Origin of the sequence: Modestobacter muralis (genome assembly GCF_010682105.1) — a bacterium.
In the GTDB taxonomy this organism is placed as follows: domain Bacteria; phylum Actinomycetota; class Actinomycetes; order Mycobacteriales; family Geodermatophilaceae; genus Modestobacter; species Modestobacter muralis.
In genome coordinates this window covers 25,157-41,938 of sequence record NZ_JAAGWH010000051.1, presented here as the reverse complement: position 1 = coordinate 41,938, position 16,782 = coordinate 25,157, and the positions used below count along the sequence as shown (strand labels likewise).

Here is a 16,782-nt window from a genome sequence, read left to right as displayed (position 1 = left end):
GTCGTCGACGTCGAAGTCGGGCTCGCCGGCGTGCAGACGCACGACGTACTCGATCGTGGCGACGATGTCGTCCTCGGTCAGCGTCGAGGTGCCCTGGGCGACCCCCACCTGGAGCTTCTTGTTCACCTTGTAGCGACCGACCCTGGCCAGGTCGTAGCGCTTGGGGTTGAAGAAGAGGTTCTCCAGCAGCGCCTGCGCGGACTCACGCGTCGGCGGCTCGCCCGGGCGCAGCTTGCGGTAGATGTCCAGCAGCGCCTCGTCCTGGCCGGCGATGTGGTCCTTCTCCAGCGTGGCCAGCATGGTGGGCGACCACTGGAAGTGCTCGCGGATGCGGTCCTCGCTCCAGCCGAGCGCCTTGAGCAGCACGCTGACCGGCTGACGCCGCTTGCGGTCGATCCGGACGCCGACGGTGTCGCGCTTGTCGACGTCGAACTCCAGCCACGCACCGCGGCTGGGGATGACCTTGGCGCTGTAGACGTCCTTGTCCGACGTCTTGTCCAGGGTCTTGTCGAAGTAGACGCCCGGGGAACGGACCAGCTGGGAGACGACGACGCGTTCGGTGCCGTTGATGACGAACGTGCCCTTGCTCGTCATGACCGGGAAGTCGCCCATGAACACCGTCTGGCTCTTGATCTCGCCGGTGGTGTTGTTCATGAACTCGGCGGTGACGAACAGCGGCGCCGCGTACGTCATGTCCTTGTCCTTGCACTCCTCGAGGGACGCCTTGACGTCCTCGAAGCGCGGGTTGGAGAAGGACAGCGACATCGAACCGCTGAAGTCCTCGATCGGGGAGATCTCCTCAAGGATCTCCGCGAGACCGCCGACGGCGTCGGCCTGGTCCTCGGGGGCGAGGGTGGCCTTCCACGCCGGGCTGCCCACCAGCCACTCGAAGGAGGCGGTCTGCAGCGCGAGCAGGTCCGGGACCTCGAGGGGCTCCTGGATCTTGGCGAACGAGACGCGGAGCGGGGCACCGGGGGTCTTGAGCTGGGCGGCGCCGCCGGTGCGGGGACCGACCTGGACGTCGACCGGGGTGGTGCTGGGATCAGTGGTGGTGGTGCTGGTGGGGCGAGAGCCTGCCAAGATGCGTCCTTCCAAGGACCTCACGACGTGCGGGCGGGTGCTTTTCGTCCTGGGTCGTCGTCGGTATCGGCGAGGCTGACCGCTTCGGCCGGACACCGCCGGGGAGGTCAGCACGAGGTGGCCGGTCGACGTCGTCCGGGCGGAGGACGTCGTGGGGTCCGGGCACCTCTGGTGACCCACGTCGGCGGGGTGGGCAGTCAGAGGGCAGCGCAACAGGAGACCCTACCCCTGCTGGGCGCCGCTGTCCACGTCGCTGGGCGACGGAGCCGGGGCCACCTCCGGAGGGGGAGCCGTGGCGGGGCGTCGCGTGCGGGCGGACCAGCCGCCGCACCCCGCACCGGGGGCGACGAGGAGTGCTCTCGATCACCGATGATGCCAGTGCCGGGGCCCGCGTCGAGCAGCCACGCCGGGCGCCGGCAGACGGGGGCAGTGGACTCCGGCGGGTCGCCGCGACTGGTCGGGGACGCGGACAGGGGCCGCTCCACCGGAGTGGAACGGCCCCTGTCGGGCGTGCGGGTGGTGCTACCCGGCGAGTGCCGGGGCCCCGGCGGCCTGGGCCACCGGGAGGGGGGTCACTTGACGGTGACGGTGGCGCCGGCGCCCTCGAGGGAGGCCTTGGCCTTCTCGGCAGCGTCCTTGGCGACCTTCTCCAGCACCGGCTTCGGCGCGTTGTCGACCAGGTCCTTGGCCTCCTTGAGGCCGAGCGAGGTCAGCGTGCGCACCTCCTTGATGACCTGGATCTTCTTGTCGCCGGCAGCCTCGAGGATGACGTCGAACTCGTCCTGCTCGACGGGGGCCTCGGCAGCGGGGCCGGCCGGACCGGCAGCCGCGACGGCCACGGGGGCAGCGGCGGTGACGTCGAAGGTCGTCTCGAACTGCTTCACGAAGTCAGACAGCTCCAGGAGCGTCATCTCCTTGAAGGCGTCGAGGAGCTCGTCGGAGGAAAGCTTGGCCATGGGTGTCTCCTAGGGGGTTCAGTCGGTGCTGACCGCGGTGTCCGCGGCAGCATCGGTCGTGTCGGGGGTGGTGTCAGCAGCAACGGTGACGTCGTCGGTCGCGGCGTCGTCGGCGGCAGGGGCGTCGGCGGCGGGCAGGCTCTCGCCGGCCGCCTCCTTCTTCTCCTGCAGCGCGGCGGCCAGCCGGGCGACCTGCGACAGCGGGGCCTGGAACAGCCCGGCGGCCTTGGTCAGGTTGCCCTTCATGGCGCCGGCCAGCTTGGCCAGCAGGACCTCACGGGACTCGACGTCGGCGAGGCGGATGACCTCGGCTGCGTCGACCGTGCGGCCCTCGACCACGCCGCCCTTGACGACCAGGAGCGGGTTGGCCTTCGCGAAGTCGCGGATGGCCTTGGCCGCCACGACCGGGTCGCCCTCGATGAAGGCGATCGCGGTGGGGCCGGTGAGCAGCGGGGCGAGGTCGGAGTGACCGACCGCGTCCGCCGCCCGCTTCGTCAGGGTGTTCTTGACGACGGCGTAGCTGCTGCCCGCACCGAGGTCACGGCGCAGCGTGGTCAGCTGCGCCACGGTGAGCCCGCGGTACTCGGTGAGCACGGCCGCACTGGAGTTCTGGAACCGCTCGGTGATCTCCTCGATCACCGCGGCCTTCGCCTGCGTGGGCATGGGCCTCCTCTCGTCTGTCGGGCGACCACCGGCGGCGCGTGCTGCGGGTGATCGGGCCCGGAGACGAGGAACGCCCCGGCGCAGGGCGCACGGGGCGAGGGACGGGCCGCGGATGCGGGCGCTCAGCCCGTGCCACGACGCGTTCGTCGAGCCGTCCACCTGCGCAGGACGTCCGGTGTCCGGACCTTCGATCACACGCGGACGTGCGACGACCAGCGGTCTTGGGGGGAACAGCGAGAAGGGTACACGGGCCACAGGACCCGGCGCCACCGGCCCGGGAACGCCGAACGGCGCCGCCCCAGGGGGACGGCGCCGTTCGGTCAGGCCTCGTTCAGAGGCTCGCCCCGAGCGTGCGAGGGGTGAGGAGAACGAGGTCCTTCGTCAGGCGTTGACCTCGTCGACGGTCAGGTTGCGCGTGCGGTTCGGGTCGACCGGGATGCCCGGGCCCATGGTGGTGGAGACGGTGACCTTGCGCAGGTACCGGCCCTTGGCCGCGGACGGCTTGGCGCGGAGCACCTCGTCGAGGGCGGCGGCGTAGTTCTCCACCAGCTTGGTCTCGTCGAAGGAGGCCTTGCCGATCACCAGGTGCAGGTTGGCCTGCTTGTCGACGCGGAAGTTGATCTTCCCGCCCTTGATGTCGTTGACGGCCTTGGTGACGTCGGGGGTCACCGTGCCGGTCTTCGGGTTCGGCATCAGGCCACGGGGGCCGAGGATGCGGGCGATCCGGCCGACCTTGGCCATCTGGTCCGGGGTCGCGATCGCGGCGTCGAAGTCCAGGAAGCCGCCCTGGATGCGCTCGATCAGGTCCTCGGCGCCCACGACGTCGGCGCCGGCGGCGGTGGCCTCGGCGGCCTTGTCGCCGGTGGCGAAGACGATGACGCGGGCGGTCTTGCCGGTGCCGTGCGGCAGGTTGACCGTGCCGCGGACCATCTGGTCGGCCTTGCGGGGGTCGACGCCGAGGCGGATCGCGACCTCGACGGTCGCGTCGTACTTGGTGGTCGAGGTCTGCTTGGCCAGCCCCGCGGCCTGCAGCGGGCTGTACAGCGAGTCCTGGTCGACCAGCTCGGCGACCTTGCGGTAGTTCTTCCCGTGCTTCGCCATGGTGGTGCTCCTCTCCCCCGCTACCGGGGGGTCATGTGGTGAACGGGCCGGCGAAGGCCCTCCCACGACTACGTGGTGGAACGGCCCTCTCGCAGGGCCCCGCCGCGAGCTCGCTCGTGGCGGGGGGCGAGAGGGTCCTTCACTTGACCGTGATGCCCATCGACCGGGCGGTGCCGGCGATGATCTTTTCGGCCTGGTCGAGGTCGTTCGCGTTCAGGTCCTCCATCTTGACCGTGGCGATCTCGCGGACCTGGTCACGGGTGACGGTGGCGACCTTGGTCTTGTGCGGCTCGCCCGAGCCCTTCTCCACACCGGCGGCCTTCAGCAGCATGCGGGCTGCCGGCGGCGTCTTGGTGATGAAGGTGAAGGACCGGTCCTCGAAGACCGAGATCTCCACGGGGACGATGTCCCCACGCTGCGACTCGGTCGCGGCGTTGTAGGCCTTGCAGAACTCCATGATGTTGACGCCGTGCTGGCCGAGCGCCGGACCCACGGGCGGCGCAGGGGTGGCCGCGCCGGCCTTGATCTGGAGCTTGATGACCGCGGTCAACCGCTTCCTGGGGGGCATGACTTCCTTCTTCGTGACGGGATGGAGATGGCCCCGTCGCAGGGCCCCAGTGCGAGTTTACGAGCGCTGGGGGGCGACGGGGTTCAGATCTTGGAGACCTGCGTGAACGACAGCTCGACCGGGGTCTCGCGGCCGAAGATCGAGACCAGCACCTGCAGCTTCTGCTGCTCGGGGTTGATCTCGTTGATGGTGGCCGGCAGCGTCGCGAACGGCCCGTCCATGACGGTGACGGACTCGCCGACCTCGAACTCGGCGACGGCGGCCGGGCTGGCGGCGGGAGCCGTCTCGGTCGCGGCGGCGGAGGTCTCCGGGATCGCGGTGACGAGGAGGTTCACGACCTCGTCGATGCTCAGCGGGGAGGGCTTGGAGGTCGCGCCGACGAAGCCGGTGACGCCGGGGGTGTTGCGCACAGCGCCCCACGACTCGTCGTTGAGGTCCATCCGGACGAGCAGGTACCCGGGCAGCTTCTTGCGGTTGACCTGGGTCCGCTTGCCGTTCTTGATCTCGGTGACCTCCTCGGTGGGCACCTCGATCTGGAAGATGTAGTCCTCCATGTCCAGCGACGTGATCCGGGACTCGAGGTTGGTCTTCACCTTGTTCTCGTAGCCCGCGTAGGAGTGGATCACGTACCAGTCGCCGAACTGGCTCTTCAGCGTGCTGCGCAGGGCCTCGGCCGGGTCCTGGTCCTCGGCGACCGCTTCCTCGAGGGTCTCGGTGACCAGCGGGTCGTGGTCCGGCGCCGGCTCGGCGAGCGGGTCGGCGACCAGGACGTCGTCCACGGACCCACGGGAGTTGCCGTTGCCGGACACCGACGCGTTGCCCATCGGGTTGTCGGCGGTCAGGTCCGGGCTGTCGAGCGACCCCTCGACGGCACCCGTCTGACGGACGCCGGACTCGCTGTCGGGGGCGACGTCGACGTCCTCGGTCTCGGTGTCCTGGTCGGCGGTGTCGATGGACCCCTCGGCGGACCCGGTGCTGTCGTCGGTGCCCGTCTCGAGGTCGGTGCTGCCGCGCTCGTCGAACCGGGCGTCGTCGAGGTCGATGGCCTCGACGGCGCTGTCGGTCTCGAAGGGTTCACGGGGGTCGGTCACAGGTGTCTCTTCCTTCTGGAGGGTGGTGCAGTCGCGAGGCGCGGTCAGCCGAAGACGGCGAGCACGCCCTGGGCGAAGAGGATGTCGAGGCCGGCCACCAGGGCCACCATGACCGCCACGAAGACGATCACGACGGTCGTGTAGGTGATGAGCTCCTTGCGACCGGGCCAGATGACCTTGCGCAGCTCGGCGACGACCTCGCGGAGGAACCGGGTGATGCTGCGCTTGCGGCGCAGCTCCGCGACCCGGGCCCGCTCGGCGTCGGCCCGCGACCGGGTCTTGTCGCCGGTGGGACCGTCGGTGCGGGCGGCAGCGCGCGCGGCGCGGCCACGGCGGGCGACGGAGGCGGCGACGGTCTTGTCCTCGTCGGTCGCTGCCTCGTCGGCGAGCTCGGCCTCGGCGGCCTCGAGCTCCGCGGCGTCGTCGACACCCGGGGCCTCGGCGTCCAACGGGTCGACGCCGGGCTGCTCGGCGTCGGGCCGCTGGTCGTCCGGCTCGCCGTCCTTCTCGCTCACAGCGCCTCGCTCACGTCGGTAGGGCTCTCTTCGGTCGTCGGACGGTGGCAGGGGTGACAGGACTTGAACCTGCAGCCTGCGGTTTTGGAGACCGCTGCTCTGCCAATTGAGCTACACCCCTAGGGGAAGCCGGCCCGCGTGCGGCGCGGCCACGTCACGCCCCCCGAGAGGGGCCTCCGGGGCACGCCGGTGGCGGGGTCCCACTGGCCCCAGCCGACGAGTGTACGGGACCGTGCCCCCGGGCAGCGAACACGCCCGGCACCACCCTCCGGACGGGGGCCTCCGGTCAGCGCGGGAGGTCCTCGGGGTCCAGCGCGCCGGCCTCCTGCAGCACGGCGAGCGCGGCCGGCAGGTCGGCCAGGGCGGCCGCGACGTCGGCCGGCGTCGCGGTCGTCCACGCCGCGGCGTCGGCGTAGCAGCGCAGCGCGGCGTCGAAGGCGTCCGCGCCGGACCGCTCCCGGGCGGTGAGCAGCACCGCCCCGCCCGTGACGTAGACGGCCCGGACGTAGGCCCGGTCGTCGGCGAAGTCGGCCATGGACCCGCCGACGTCCCCCTCGGTGGCCAGGTCGCGGGCCACCGCGGCGGCCGGCGGCTGCCCGGTGACCGACTCGGCGTAGCTGGCGAGGGACTCGTCCAGCCACGGGTCGCGGAACTGGCTGTTCCCGACCATCCCGTAGAACCACATGTGGGCGACCTCGTGCACCAGCACCTGCTCGTCGGTGCTGGCCAGCAGGACCGACGACGGGTACTCGATCCCGCCGCCGAGGTCGGGCAGCCACGGCACGGTGAGGGTCGCGTAGGGGAACGGGCCGAACCGTGCCGTGAGCGCCTCGATCGCCGCGGCGGTCTCCCTGGCCAGCCGTGCGGGGTCCCGTCCGGCACCGGGCAGCACACCGGTGGTGACCCGGACGCCGTCCACGTCGGTCTCGGCGGTCGTGAAGGCGCCGACGGCCACGCTCACGTCGCGGGCGACCGGCTCGTGGGACGTCCAGGTGCGCCGGCCGTCCCGCTCCCTGGTCGGCTCGGCCTGGTCGCCGGTCATCAGCACGGTGAGCTCCGCCGGCGCGTCCACCGAGACCGTCGTGTCGGCGACCGGGCTGCTGGCCGTCTCCCCGGTGAGCGCGGTGAACGGGTCCCGCGCCCAGCCGACCCCCGGCTCCCAGGCCAGCAGCGGCGCCCCGCTGGCCCACCAGGAGACGTCGGGTGCGGTGCCGAGCCGCTCGAAGCCGCCGCCGCCGAGGCGCAGCGTGAAGTCCAGCGCGACCTCGGTGGACTCCCCCGCCGCGAGCGTCCGGGTCAGGGCGACGACGTACCGGCCACCCGGGCCGGCCGCCCCGGCGTCCTCGTGGCCGCCACCGCCGACGTCGGCCCCGCGGACGGCACCGACGGTGAGCTCGTTGCCCCGCGAGGTGGTGTCCGGGCCGTTGGGCACCAGCCGGAACACCAGCTCGTCGGTGGGCAGGTCCGGGGTGAAGACGACGGTCTCGGTGCCGGTCACGGTGCGCCGGTCCTCGGCCAGGGAGAAGGCGAGGTCGACCACCGGCCGGTCCGGGTCCGGCGCCGCCCGCCCGGCCGCACAGCCGCCGGACGACGAGGCCACCGCGGCAGGCGCCTCACCGGGCCCGGAGTCCGTGCACCCGGTGACGAGCAGCAGGACGGCGAGCGGCGCGAGCACCCCGCCCCGGCGCACCGTCGTCCGCCGGGTTCGGTCAGCCCAGCGCGACGACGGCGCGGGCCAGGGAGAGGACCTTCTCGCCGCCGCTGGTGACCGTGAGGTCGACCCGCACCCGGCCGTCCTCCAGCAGGGCGGCGACCCGGCCCCGGACGGTGAGCTCGGCACCGTCGGCGTCGTCGGGGACGACGACCGGCCGGCTGAAGCGGACGGAGTACTCCACGACCGCGCCCGGGTCGCCGGCCCACGCGGTGACGGCGCGGGCGGCGAGGCCGGCGGTGAGCATGCCGTGGGCGATGACCCCGGGCAGGCCGACCTCACGGGCGACCCGCTCGTTCCAGTGGATGACGTTCAGGTCACCGGAGGCGCCGGCGTAGCGGACCAGGTCGGCGCGGGTGACGCGGGAGACCTGCTCGGGCAGCTCGGTGCCCACGGCGACGTCGACCGGCCGGGGGCTCATGCCGTGCCCCGGGCGACGAGCATGGAGTGGGTGGTGCAGACCGGCTCGCCGTCCTCCGTGGCCAGGTCGACCCGGGTGGTGAGCATGTCGTTGCCGGCCACGGTGCGCACCGCGTCGATGACGGCGGTGGCGACCAGCCGGTCACCGGCCCGGATCGGGCGGTGGTGGGTGAACCGCTGCTCGCCGTGCACGACCCGGCTGTAGTCGAGGCCGACCTCGGGGTCCTCGACGACCGCGTTCCCGGCGCCCAGGCTCAGCACGATGGCGAAGGTGGGTGGGGCGATCACGTCGGGGTGGCCGGCGGCGCGGGCGGCCGCGGCGTCCCGGTAGACCGGGTCGGGGTCGCCGAGCGCGGTGGCGAACTCGGCGATCTTCTCCCGCCCGACCTCGTACACGGCAGAGGGCGGGTAGCTGCGCCCGACCAGTCCTGCGTCCAGCGCCATGCTCCCGCCCTCTCCCCTGCGACCGTCCGGGTCAGCGCGTCTCGCGGTGGACCGTGTGCTTGCGGTCGGTCGGGCAGTACTTCTTCAGCTCGATCCGGTCGGGGTCGTTCCGACGGTTCTTGCGGGTGATGTAGTTGCGGTTCTTGCACTCCTGGCAGGCCAGGGTGATCTTCGGACGGACGTCTGTGGCTGCCATGGGTGCATCCTCGCCTTGTCGGTGGTCGAGAGGTCTCGACGCTCTTCGGGTCGTGCCCGTGTCCGGCAGGGGCCGGACACGACGACGGACCCCGGCTGGCGGGGTCCGTCAGGAGTAGCGGTGACCGGACTTGAACCGGTGACACAACGATTATGAGCCGTTTGCTCTACCAGGCTGAGCTACACCGCCAGGTGACCGCGCGGCCCGGGTCTCACGACTGGACCGGTGGTCGGTGCTCGATCCTACGAGCCCCTTTACGGAATCGAACCGTAGACCTTCTCCTTACCATGGAGACGCTCTGCCGACTGAGCTAAAGGGGCCTTGCTCGGAAGCGATGGAGACTCTACCAAGTCGCTGGCGGCGACTCGGCGGCCCCCCTCGACCGCGCTCGGAGACTGTAACAGGCGGCGTGCACGACGCCGTCCGGAGGCCCGCCGACGGCGGCGTCCCCGCTCAGGTGCGGACGAACAGGCGCCGGTGGGTGGCACCCGGAGGGGCCGACCGGACACCGGTGCGGGCCAGCAGCCAGCCCTCCAGGCGGTCCTCGGGCAGCGGGCGGCTGACCAGGAAGCCCTGCAGCTTGTCGCAGCCCATCTGCGCCAGCAGGTCGCGGGTGACCTCGTCCTCGACGCCCTCCGCGACGACGCGCAGCCCCAGGTTGTGGGCCAGCTCCACGATCGACCGGGCGATGAAGGACTCGTTCTGGCTGGTGGACATGCCCAGCACGAAGGACTTGTCGATCTTCAGCTCGTCGATCGGGAGCAGTCGCAGCTGCGACAGCGACGAGTAGCCGGTGCCGAAGTCGTCCATCGACAGCCGCAGCCCCAGGGAGTGCAGGTCGGCCAGGACGGTGCTGTTGCGCACCGTGTCGTCCACGACGCTGCCCTCGGTGAGCTCGAGGGTGAGCAGCTCACCCGGGACGCCGTGCTCGCGCAGGGCGTTGCGGACGCGGTCGACCAGGTCGGGCTCGACCAGGCAGCGGGCGGAGAGGTTCACCGCCACCGACAGCGCGATGTCCTGGTCCAGCCAGCGCCGGCAGCGGTCCAGCGCCAGCCCCAGCACGTGGTCGGTCAGCGAGCCGATCCGGCCGATCTGCTCGGCCAGGCTGATGAAGTCCTCGGGCGGGATGTCGCCGTAGCGCGGGTGGTGCCAGCGGACCAGGGTCTCCACCGAGACGATGTCGGCGGTGCGGCTGTCGATGATCGGCTGGAAGACCACGCTGATCTGGCCCTCGGCCATCGCCGTCTCCAGCTCGGTGCCCAGCTGCAGCCGGCGCAGGCTCTGCTGGTCCAGCACCGGGTGGTAGGTGGCGACCCCGCCGGAGGTGTGCGCGGCGAGCAGGGCGACGTCGGCGCGCTGGATGAGCGTGCCGGAGTCCGAGCCGTGCACCGGCGCCGCGGCGACCCCGATGGTCAGCGAGACCTCGAGGTCCAGCCCGGCGACGCGCGCCCGGGTGGACGCCGCCTCGCGCAGCCGGCGGGCCGCCCGTTCGGTGGCCGCCAGGGACAGGCCGGGCAGCAGGACGGCGAACTGGCCGCCCTCCATCCGGGCGACGACGGCCTGCGGGGGCGCGTGCTCGCGGAGCAGGCCGGCGGTCACCAGCAGCAACTCGTCGCTGGCCGCGTGGCCCAGGGTGTCGGTGACGTCGGTGTAGCCGTCCAGCGCGGCGAGCACCAGCCCGGCGCGGGCGTCCACCGGGTCGGCCACCAGCAGCGCGTCGATCTCGGCGGCCAGCCGCTGGCGGTTGGGCAGCCCGGTGAGCCGGTCGTGGTCGGCGTCGTGCCGAATCTGGCTGAGCAGCTGCTGCTGGCGGATCGCGGCGTTGACGTGGGTGAGCATCGACTCCAGCGCCCCGCGGTCCTCCGGCCCGAAGGAGAGGGCGTCGCTGCGCCGGTCGCAGACCTCCAGGTAGCCGGGCTCACCGGCGGCGGTCACCACCGGGGCGCCGAGCACCTCGCGGGCCTGGCGGCGGGCCAGCGCCGACAGCTCGTCGACGTCGGCCCGGGACGCCGTGAAGAGCAGGGGCCCCCCGGCCTCCGCGGCGACGACGCGTCGGCGGAACAGGTCATCGGGGTCGCCGGGGCCGTCGTACCAGCCCAGCGGCCCGTCGACGGAGGTCACGACGAGCTGGGGGCCGTCGTCGAGGTAGGGCGGCAGCCACAGCGCGACCCGGTCGGCGTTGAGCAGCTCACGGACCGCGGTGACGATCTCGCGGGTGCCGGCCTCGTCGGGGGTCATGAGCTCGACCCGGCGGGCGAAGTCGTACACGCGCTGGACGGTGCGCCGTTCGCGCGAGGCCCGGGCCGCCTGTCGGAAGATCGCCACCACCCCGAAGACCAGCGGCACGATCAGCGCCCACGCCCACGGTGTCTCGTCGATCACCAGCAGCGCGATGACCCCGACGCCGACGCTCATCGGCCCCACGACGAGGGTCGGCAGCGCGGTGCTCCAGAACTGCCGGCCGGGGAGCCCGTCGGTGAGCGTCACGGCTGCACCCACACCGACCAGCCCGACCAGCCCGGTCACGAGCACCGCCAGCACCAGGGACAGCCAGGTCACCGGCGAGGAGACCTGCAGCGCCGGGAGGACCGCCAGCACGGCGAGGCTCGCCGAGACCTCGGCGACGACCAGTGCCGCGTTGAACACCAGCTTGGCCAGCGGGTAGCGCTGCACGCCCAGGACGACGACGGTGGCGATCAGCCGGGCGGCGACCACCCAGGCCCCGCCGACCTCGACCAACCCGACGACGAGGGCGAGCTCGGTGGGTGAGACGGTCAGCGTCTGCCGGCGGATCTCCAGGTCCAGGCGCAGCGACTCGGCCAGCAGGAAGGCACCGACCAGGAGGACGACCGCGAGCGGGGACGGCGACGCGCCGCTGGACCAGAGCACGGGCACGCCGAGAGCAGCGGCCGCGGCGACCGCCAGCAGCGCGATCGTCCACGGTCGCCGGATGAGAGCGACCACCCGCTCGGGGGCAGCCGTGTCCTCGGCCAAGATGAGCCTGTCTGTCGGTGGGGCTGCGCCGTTTTCCGCAAGGTAACAGCGCAGACCCCCTCCCGGCCTCGTGCCTCACCCGGGCGGGGCACACCCGTGACCGGAGGGACCCCCCGGACGGCGGGGCGTCAGCTCCAGCGCCAGCTGCGGCTCCACCGCCAGCTGGAGCGGGCCACGGTGGTGGGACGCGCAGCGGTGCGGAGGGCAGGCAGGGCGGCCGAGCGGGACATTTGTTCTCCTCGAGTACGCGTCAGACGGGGCTCGCGGCAGCCGCCCACGCGGGGGCAGAGCGTTGTCCGGCACAGACCGCGATTGGGAGACTGCAAGCTGTCACCCACACGGGGCAAGCATTGACACGACCGGGTGAACGTCGCCCGTCGCGTCGTGACTCTCTGCACTCGGACATGACCGTGGGGTCAGCGGCGTGCTGAGCAGCTCTGCTGCGGTCGCCCGCCTAGCGGCTCCGGTCCGGCAGATCGCCCTGCAGGTCGTCGAGCTGGCCGAGGACGTCGGGCTGCGGAGGCAGCGGACGCCCCAGCACCGCCGTCGCCCGCGCGAAGCCCACCTCCGCGGACAGCCCGACCTCCGACGAGCTCCCTGCCCGCGACCCGAGCGCGGCCCCCGCCCACCGCCGGGCGTCCCACGCCGTGTGGGTCTCGCCGTTGTCCGGGCCGATGTCGACCGTGCCGTCGAAGCCGACCTGGCGCTGCACCTCCCCGACGACGGCCTCGACCGCCGGCCCGTACGGGTTCCGCCACGTCACCAGCTTCACCGGCAGGGTGACCGCGACGTCCCAGAGGAGCTGCTGGTCCACCTCCCAGGACAGCGCCCGGGCGTGGGCCAGCACGTAGCCGAGCCGCTGCCCGTACTCCTCCACCGCCACGAAGCCACCCGCGAGCAGGCCGGTGACCGGACTCCCCGGCCCGGCGGCGAGCGCCTCGTGGACGGCGGCGCTGAGGGTCCGCGCGCGGTCGCCGTCGACCAGCAGGTGCCCGAGGCCGCGCAGTGCCGAGTCGGTCGCCGCGTCGACCCCGCCCGCGACCGAGCCGGTCGCGGCGCCCAGCAGGGGCAGGACGACGTCCAGCCGCCCGGCCACCAGATCGGTGACCGCGCCACCGACCGCTGTGCCCAGCACGTCGCCGACCACCACGGGCTGGGTGGTCCCGGGCCGGAGCCCCTCCCCCAGCGCCTGCAGCGCCGAGCTCGCCACCGGGGCGGCCTGCGGTGACCGGGAGGCCAGGCCGATCACCTCGACCAGGTGGTCGACGCCCCCGGGCCGGGACCGGCCGAGCAACCTCGTCCAGGACGCCGGGTCGGAGAGGAGGGCCGCTGCCGCGCCCTCGTCCCCCGCGGCGACCAGGACGGCCAGCACCGCCACCACCGGGTCGGGCAGCGTCGCGGTGGTGCGCTCGACCGCCGTCGCGCCCCGCTCGGCCTCCCGGGCCAGCAGCTGCCCGCCCCAGCCCACCGCCAGGCCGACGCCCCGGCCCGCCCGTCCGCCGGCGGCGAGTGCGGTGAGGACGAGCCCCATCCCGACCGCGACGGCGTCGGGGGCGCTGCTCGGGTCGGCGGTGTCGAGCCGGACCGTGTCCAGCACCTCGGCGGCCCGGCTCCCCGTCCCGGCGGCGCCGACGGCCGAGGCGAGCAGTCCGGCCAGCGGCTCCTGCTCGGCCGCGACGGTCCGGTTGCCCAGGAGGGTCAGCAGCCAGGTCACGCCGTCCTCGTCGAGCCGGCCCAGCAGCGCGTCGGCGAAGGCGGGCGCCGCGGCGTAACCGGTCCAGCGGCGGGCCGCGGCGTCCAGCTGCTCCGCCGTGCCCGGGCCGCCCAGCTCGTCGGCGGCCTGCACACCGAGCGCGGTGAGCGCACCGTCTCCCCAGCCGGGCAGCACGGTGGCCAGCCGGAGCGTGACCCGCTCGACGTCCCCGGGGCGGGCGGTCCCGCCGAACGGGGCGCTCAGCGAGCCGAGCAGCGCGGCGGCCGAGGCGGCGTCGTCGGCCAGGTCGGCCAGCAGCGCGCCGTGCTGGGCGCCGCGTGCGGCGTCGTCGCCGACGACCTCGCGGACCAGCGCGACGGCCGCGGGCGGGACGGTGGCGCCGGCGTCCGGGGTGTCGGCGAGCAGGGTGGCCAGCCGGGTCGCCGAGGAGTCGAACTGGTGCCGCTGGTCCTCGCGCAGGGAGGCGACCCGGGCCAGGACCGCCGCCCACAGCTCCGCGTGGTCACCCAGCCGGCCCGCGGCGGCGGTCAGCGCGTCGTGCAACCCGGCGGCGACCGTGCCGGCGGCGGCGATCTCCGCGGCGGCCGCCGCCGCGTCGGCGCCCTGCCAGCCCGGGACGGCGGCCGCGGGCTGCAGCAGGTGGACGGTCAGCCCGGCGGCGAACCCGGCCGACGTCAGCTGGTCGAGCACCGCCCCGAGCGCCGCTGCGGAGCCGGGCGGGTCCGGCAGCGGCACCGGCGCCGGCAGGACGGCGCTCATGCGGGCACCCCGGCACCGTGGGCGGGCAGCAGCGACCCGTCCAGGTGCAGCCAGGAGTCCGCGGTGGCGGCCACCGCACCGCCGAGCCAGGACAGCTCACCGGCCAGGGCGCCGCCGGCGGTGGACACCGTCTCGGCGAACCCGGTGACGGCGGCGCCCAGCGGGCCACCGACCGCAGCCGGGTCGACGGCGGTGCCGGCCTGGGCGGCCCGGACGGACGCACCGTCCAGCACGGCGGCCAGCGCGTGGAGCTGCTCGGGGAGGACCTCGATCGCCATGACCGGGGAGTGTGCGGCCCGGGACGGCGTCGGCGGGGGCGTCGTCCACAGGGAGCGGGCCGCCACAGTGGGGGACACCGGTCGTCGTCCACACCGTCCACAGGCGCTGTCCACAACCGGTGGACAGTCGTGCGCCCGGTCGTGGGCAGGCCCTACGCTCCCGAGCGTGCGCCCGAGCCGGCCCGACCCCGAGGCGGGGTCCTCGCTGCCCTTCGTCCTGGTCTGCTGGCTGGTGGCGGCACTGATGGTGCTGGGCGGGATCGCGGCCTCCGACGCCTTCCTGGAGCAGCAGGAGGTGCAGTCGATCTGCGACGGCGCCGCCCTGGCCGCCGCCAACCAGGCCGACGAGGCCGCCGTCTACGCCGGCGGGGTGGGTGAGCAGCTGCCGCTGACCCGGGCCGCCGCCGAGGCCGCGGTCGCCGACCAGCTCGCCGACGCCGGGAGCACGCTGGACTCCTGGTCGGCGGAGACCGACGGCGCGGAGGTGACGGTGCGCTGCACCCGGTCGGTGCACATCGCCTTCGACCAGGTGTTCCTGGGCGGCCGGCCGCTGGAGCGCACCGCGGTGGCCAGCGCCCGCGCGCCCACCGTCCCGTGAACGAGGACGGCCCCCGACCGTGAGGTCGGGGGCCGTCGTACCAGGTGTGGCGGGTGAAGGGTTCGAACCTTCGTAGGCTAAGCCGGCGGATTTACAGTCCGCTCCCATTGGCCACTCGGGCAACCCGCCGTGGTGGTACCGAGAGATCGTACAAGACGGGGGACGACGTCCTCGCCGGGTCCCGGCGGGGTGTCTCCCCACAGAGGAGGAACCGACATGGCCGATGCGTCCTTCGACGTGGTCAGCAAGGTCGACCGGCAGGAGGTCGACAACGCCCTCAACCAGGCCGCCAAGGAGCTCTCGCAGCGGTTCGACTTCCGCGGCGTGAACGCCACCATCACCTGGGCCGGCGAAGAGGGGGTGACCCTGCAGGCCGACACCGAGGACCGCGTGGTCGCCGCCCTCGAGGTCTTCCGCGAGAAGCTGGTCAAGCGCGGCATCTCGATGAAGGCCCTGGACGCCGAGGACCCCCAGTCCTCGGGTCGGATCTACAAGATCTCCGCGACGATCAAGCAGGGGATCGCCTCGGACAAGGCCAAGGAGATCGCCAAGGCCATCCGGGACGAGGGCCCCAAGGGCGTGCAGGCCCAGATCCAGGGCGACCAGCTGCGGGTCACCGGCAAGAAGCGCGACGACCTGCAGGCGGTCCAGCAGCTGCTCAAGGGCAAGGACTTCGAGATCGCCCTGCAGTTCGACAACTACCGCTGAGCTCAGGCCCCGCGCAGGGCCCCACGGCGCGCCGATCGTGACGTGGGGCCCGAGGGGTCCTCCAGCGGGCCGGGGGGTCAGAGCTGGCCGCACTCCCGGGCCATCTGCTGCAGCCGGGCGATCCGCTCGGCCATCGGCGGGTGGGTGGCGAACATCGACGCCATGCCCTGCCCGCGGAACGGGCTGGCGATCATCAGGTGGCTCTGGGTCACCAGCCGGTCGTCCTGCGGCAGCGGGCGGGCGGCCACGCCCCGCTCGAGCGCGCCCAGCGCGGCGGCCAGCGCCAGCGGGTCGTGCGACAGCTGCGCCCCGGAGGCGTCGGCCTGGTACTCGCGGCTGCGGCTGACCGCCATCCGCACCAGCCCGGCGGCGACGGGGCCGAGGAAGACCAGCAGCAGCCCGCCGCCACCCCCGCGTTCGTCGGACCGGCCCCCGAAGACCGAGGCGAACATCGCCAGGTGCGCCAGGTAGGTGATCGCGGTGGCCATCGCACCGGCGACCGAGCTGATCAGGATGTCGCGGTTGTAGACGTGCGAGAGCTCGTGGGCCAGGACCGCGCGCAGCTCCCGGCGGTCGAGCAGCTCGAGGATGCCCTGGGTGCAGCACACCGCGGCGTTGCGCGGGTTGCGGCCGGTGGCGAACGCGTTGGGCTGCGCGGTGGGGCTGACGTACAGCCGCGGCATGGGCTGGCGGGCCTCGGTGGCCAGCTCGCGGACGATCGCGTAGATCTGCGGCGCCTGGGTCTCGGTGACCGGGAAGGCCCGCATCGACCGCAGCGCCAGCGAGGCGGAGTTGAAGTAGGCCCAGCCGTTGACGCCCAGGGCGAGCAGCAGGGCGACGAAGAGCCCGGTGCGGCCGGCGACCAGTGCCCCGGCGGTCATGATCAGCCCGGCCATGAGGCCGAGCAGGACCGCGGTCTTCAGGCCGTTGTTCCAGCGTTGCACGAGAGAGGAACGCCCCCCGGGCAGCACCCGTTCCCGCCGCCC

General features: G+C 73.3%; 16 protein-coding genes, 4 tRNA genes and 1 pseudogene. 2 read left to right on the top strand and 19 right to left on the bottom strand.

Going from position 1 to position 16,782, the window contains the following annotated elements; all coding sequences use genetic code 11:
- From GCU67_RS17270 to GCU67_RS17190, 17 genes and pseudogenes are all read right to left on the bottom strand, one after another.
- Window positions 1-1,080, bottom strand: a pseudogene (locus GCU67_RS17270) (DNA-directed RNA polymerase subunit beta); the annotation flags it as partial.
- Between the two features lie 572 nt (window positions 1,081-1,652).
- The gene (gene rplL, locus GCU67_RS17265; RefSeq protein ID WP_163612596.1) at window positions 1,653-2,036 is read right to left on the bottom strand and encodes a 50S ribosomal protein L7/L12; all 384 of its coding nucleotides are present in this window, start codon (window positions 2,034-2,036) and stop codon (window positions 1,653-1,655) included.
- A gap of 18 nt (window positions 2,037-2,054) precedes the next feature.
- Window positions 2,055-2,699 (bottom strand): 50S ribosomal protein L10, encoded by a 645-nt coding sequence (rplJ, locus tag GCU67_RS17260; protein ID WP_163612594.1) that lies wholly within the window; start codon window positions 2,697-2,699, stop codon window positions 2,055-2,057.
- A gap of 381 nt (window positions 2,700-3,080) precedes the next feature.
- On the bottom strand, window positions 3,081-3,800 hold the full coding sequence (rplA, locus tag GCU67_RS17255; RefSeq protein ID WP_163612592.1) for a 50S ribosomal protein L1: 720 nt from the start codon (window positions 3,798-3,800) through the stop codon (window positions 3,081-3,083).
- A 139-nt stretch (window positions 3,801-3,939) separates the two neighbouring features.
- Window positions 3,940-4,368: a 50S ribosomal protein L11 gene (gene rplK / locus GCU67_RS17250; RefSeq protein ID WP_163612590.1), complete on the bottom strand. Its 429-nt coding sequence runs from the start codon at window positions 4,366-4,368 to the stop codon at window positions 3,940-3,942.
- A gap of 83 nt (window positions 4,369-4,451) precedes the next feature.
- Window positions 4,452-5,459, bottom strand: coding sequence for a transcription termination/antitermination protein NusG (gene nusG / locus GCU67_RS17245; RefSeq protein WP_338105109.1), 1,008 nt, complete (start codon window positions 5,457-5,459; stop codon window positions 4,452-4,454).
- 44 nt (window positions 5,460-5,503) lie between these two features.
- Window positions 5,504-5,974 (bottom strand): preprotein translocase subunit SecE, encoded by a 471-nt coding sequence (secE, locus tag GCU67_RS17240; RefSeq protein ID WP_338105108.1) that lies wholly within the window; start codon window positions 5,972-5,974, stop codon window positions 5,504-5,506.
- A 45-nt stretch (window positions 5,975-6,019) separates the two neighbouring features.
- Window positions 6,020-6,095, bottom strand: a tRNA-Trp gene (locus GCU67_RS17235).
- A 165-nt stretch (window positions 6,096-6,260) separates the two neighbouring features.
- Window positions 6,261-7,649 carry a M1 family aminopeptidase gene (locus tag GCU67_RS17230; RefSeq protein ID WP_338105107.1) on the bottom strand — a complete coding sequence of 463 codons (1,389 nt, stop codon included), beginning with the start codon at window positions 7,647-7,649 and terminating at the stop codon, window positions 6,261-6,263.
- A gap of 34 nt (window positions 7,650-7,683) precedes the next feature.
- A complete protein-coding gene (locus tag GCU67_RS17225; protein WP_163612586.1) occupies window positions 7,684-8,106 on the bottom strand; it encodes a MaoC family dehydratase in 423 nt (140 codons plus the stop codon).
- Entirely contained in the window at window positions 8,103-8,549 is a 447-nt protein-coding gene (locus tag GCU67_RS17220) for a MaoC family dehydratase N-terminal domain-containing protein (RefSeq protein ID WP_163612585.1), read from the bottom strand. The genes GCU67_RS17225 and GCU67_RS17220 overlap by 4 nt, the downstream gene beginning before the upstream one ends.
- Window positions 8,550-8,580: 31 nt before the next feature.
- The gene (gene rpmG, locus GCU67_RS17215; RefSeq protein WP_014742879.1) at window positions 8,581-8,745 is read right to left on the bottom strand and encodes a 50S ribosomal protein L33; all 165 of its coding nucleotides are present in this window, start codon (window positions 8,743-8,745) and stop codon (window positions 8,581-8,583) included.
- 115 nt (window positions 8,746-8,860) lie between these two features.
- Window positions 8,861-8,934, bottom strand: a tRNA-Met gene (locus tag GCU67_RS17210).
- A gap of 58 nt (window positions 8,935-8,992) precedes the next feature.
- Window positions 8,993-9,065 (bottom strand) — tRNA-Thr (locus GCU67_RS17205).
- A gap of 133 nt (window positions 9,066-9,198) precedes the next feature.
- Complete coding sequence (locus GCU67_RS17200) at window positions 9,199-11,739, bottom strand: EAL domain-containing protein (protein WP_163612584.1); 2,541 nt, start codon at window positions 11,737-11,739, stop codon at window positions 9,199-9,201.
- A 454-nt stretch (window positions 11,740-12,193) separates the two neighbouring features.
- Window positions 12,194-14,212, bottom strand: coding sequence for a hypothetical protein (locus GCU67_RS17195; protein WP_163612583.1), 2,019 nt, complete (start codon window positions 14,210-14,212; stop codon window positions 12,194-12,196).
- Entirely contained in the window at window positions 14,209-14,490 is a 282-nt protein-coding gene (locus GCU67_RS17190) for a hypothetical protein (RefSeq protein WP_163612582.1), read from the bottom strand. The genes GCU67_RS17195 and GCU67_RS17190 overlap by 4 nt, the downstream gene beginning before the upstream one ends.
- 166 nt (window positions 14,491-14,656) lie before the next feature.
- Here GCU67_RS17190 and GCU67_RS17185 point away from each other — a divergent pair, with 166 nt between their 5' ends.
- Window positions 14,657-15,088, top strand: a complete 432-nt coding sequence (locus GCU67_RS17185) for a pilus assembly protein TadG-related protein (RefSeq protein ID WP_163612581.1) — start codon at window positions 14,657-14,659, stop codon at window positions 15,086-15,088.
- A 47-nt stretch (window positions 15,089-15,135) separates the two neighbouring features.
- Here the strand turns inward: GCU67_RS17185 and GCU67_RS17180 are convergent.
- A tRNA-Tyr gene (locus tag GCU67_RS17180) sits at window positions 15,136-15,217 on the bottom strand.
- A gap of 87 nt (window positions 15,218-15,304) precedes the next feature.
- Here GCU67_RS17180 and GCU67_RS17175 point away from each other — a divergent pair.
- Window positions 15,305-15,796, top strand: a complete 492-nt coding sequence (locus GCU67_RS17175; protein ID WP_163612580.1) for a YajQ family cyclic di-GMP-binding protein — start codon at window positions 15,305-15,307, stop codon at window positions 15,794-15,796.
- Window positions 15,797-15,873: 77 nt separating this feature from the next.
- Here GCU67_RS17175 and htpX read toward each other — a convergent pair whose 3' ends face one another.
- Window positions 15,874-16,740, bottom strand: a complete 867-nt coding sequence (htpX, locus tag GCU67_RS17170) for a zinc metalloprotease HtpX (protein WP_163612578.1) — start codon at window positions 16,738-16,740, stop codon at window positions 15,874-15,876.
- Between the last annotated feature and the right edge of the window lie 42 nt (window positions 16,741-16,782).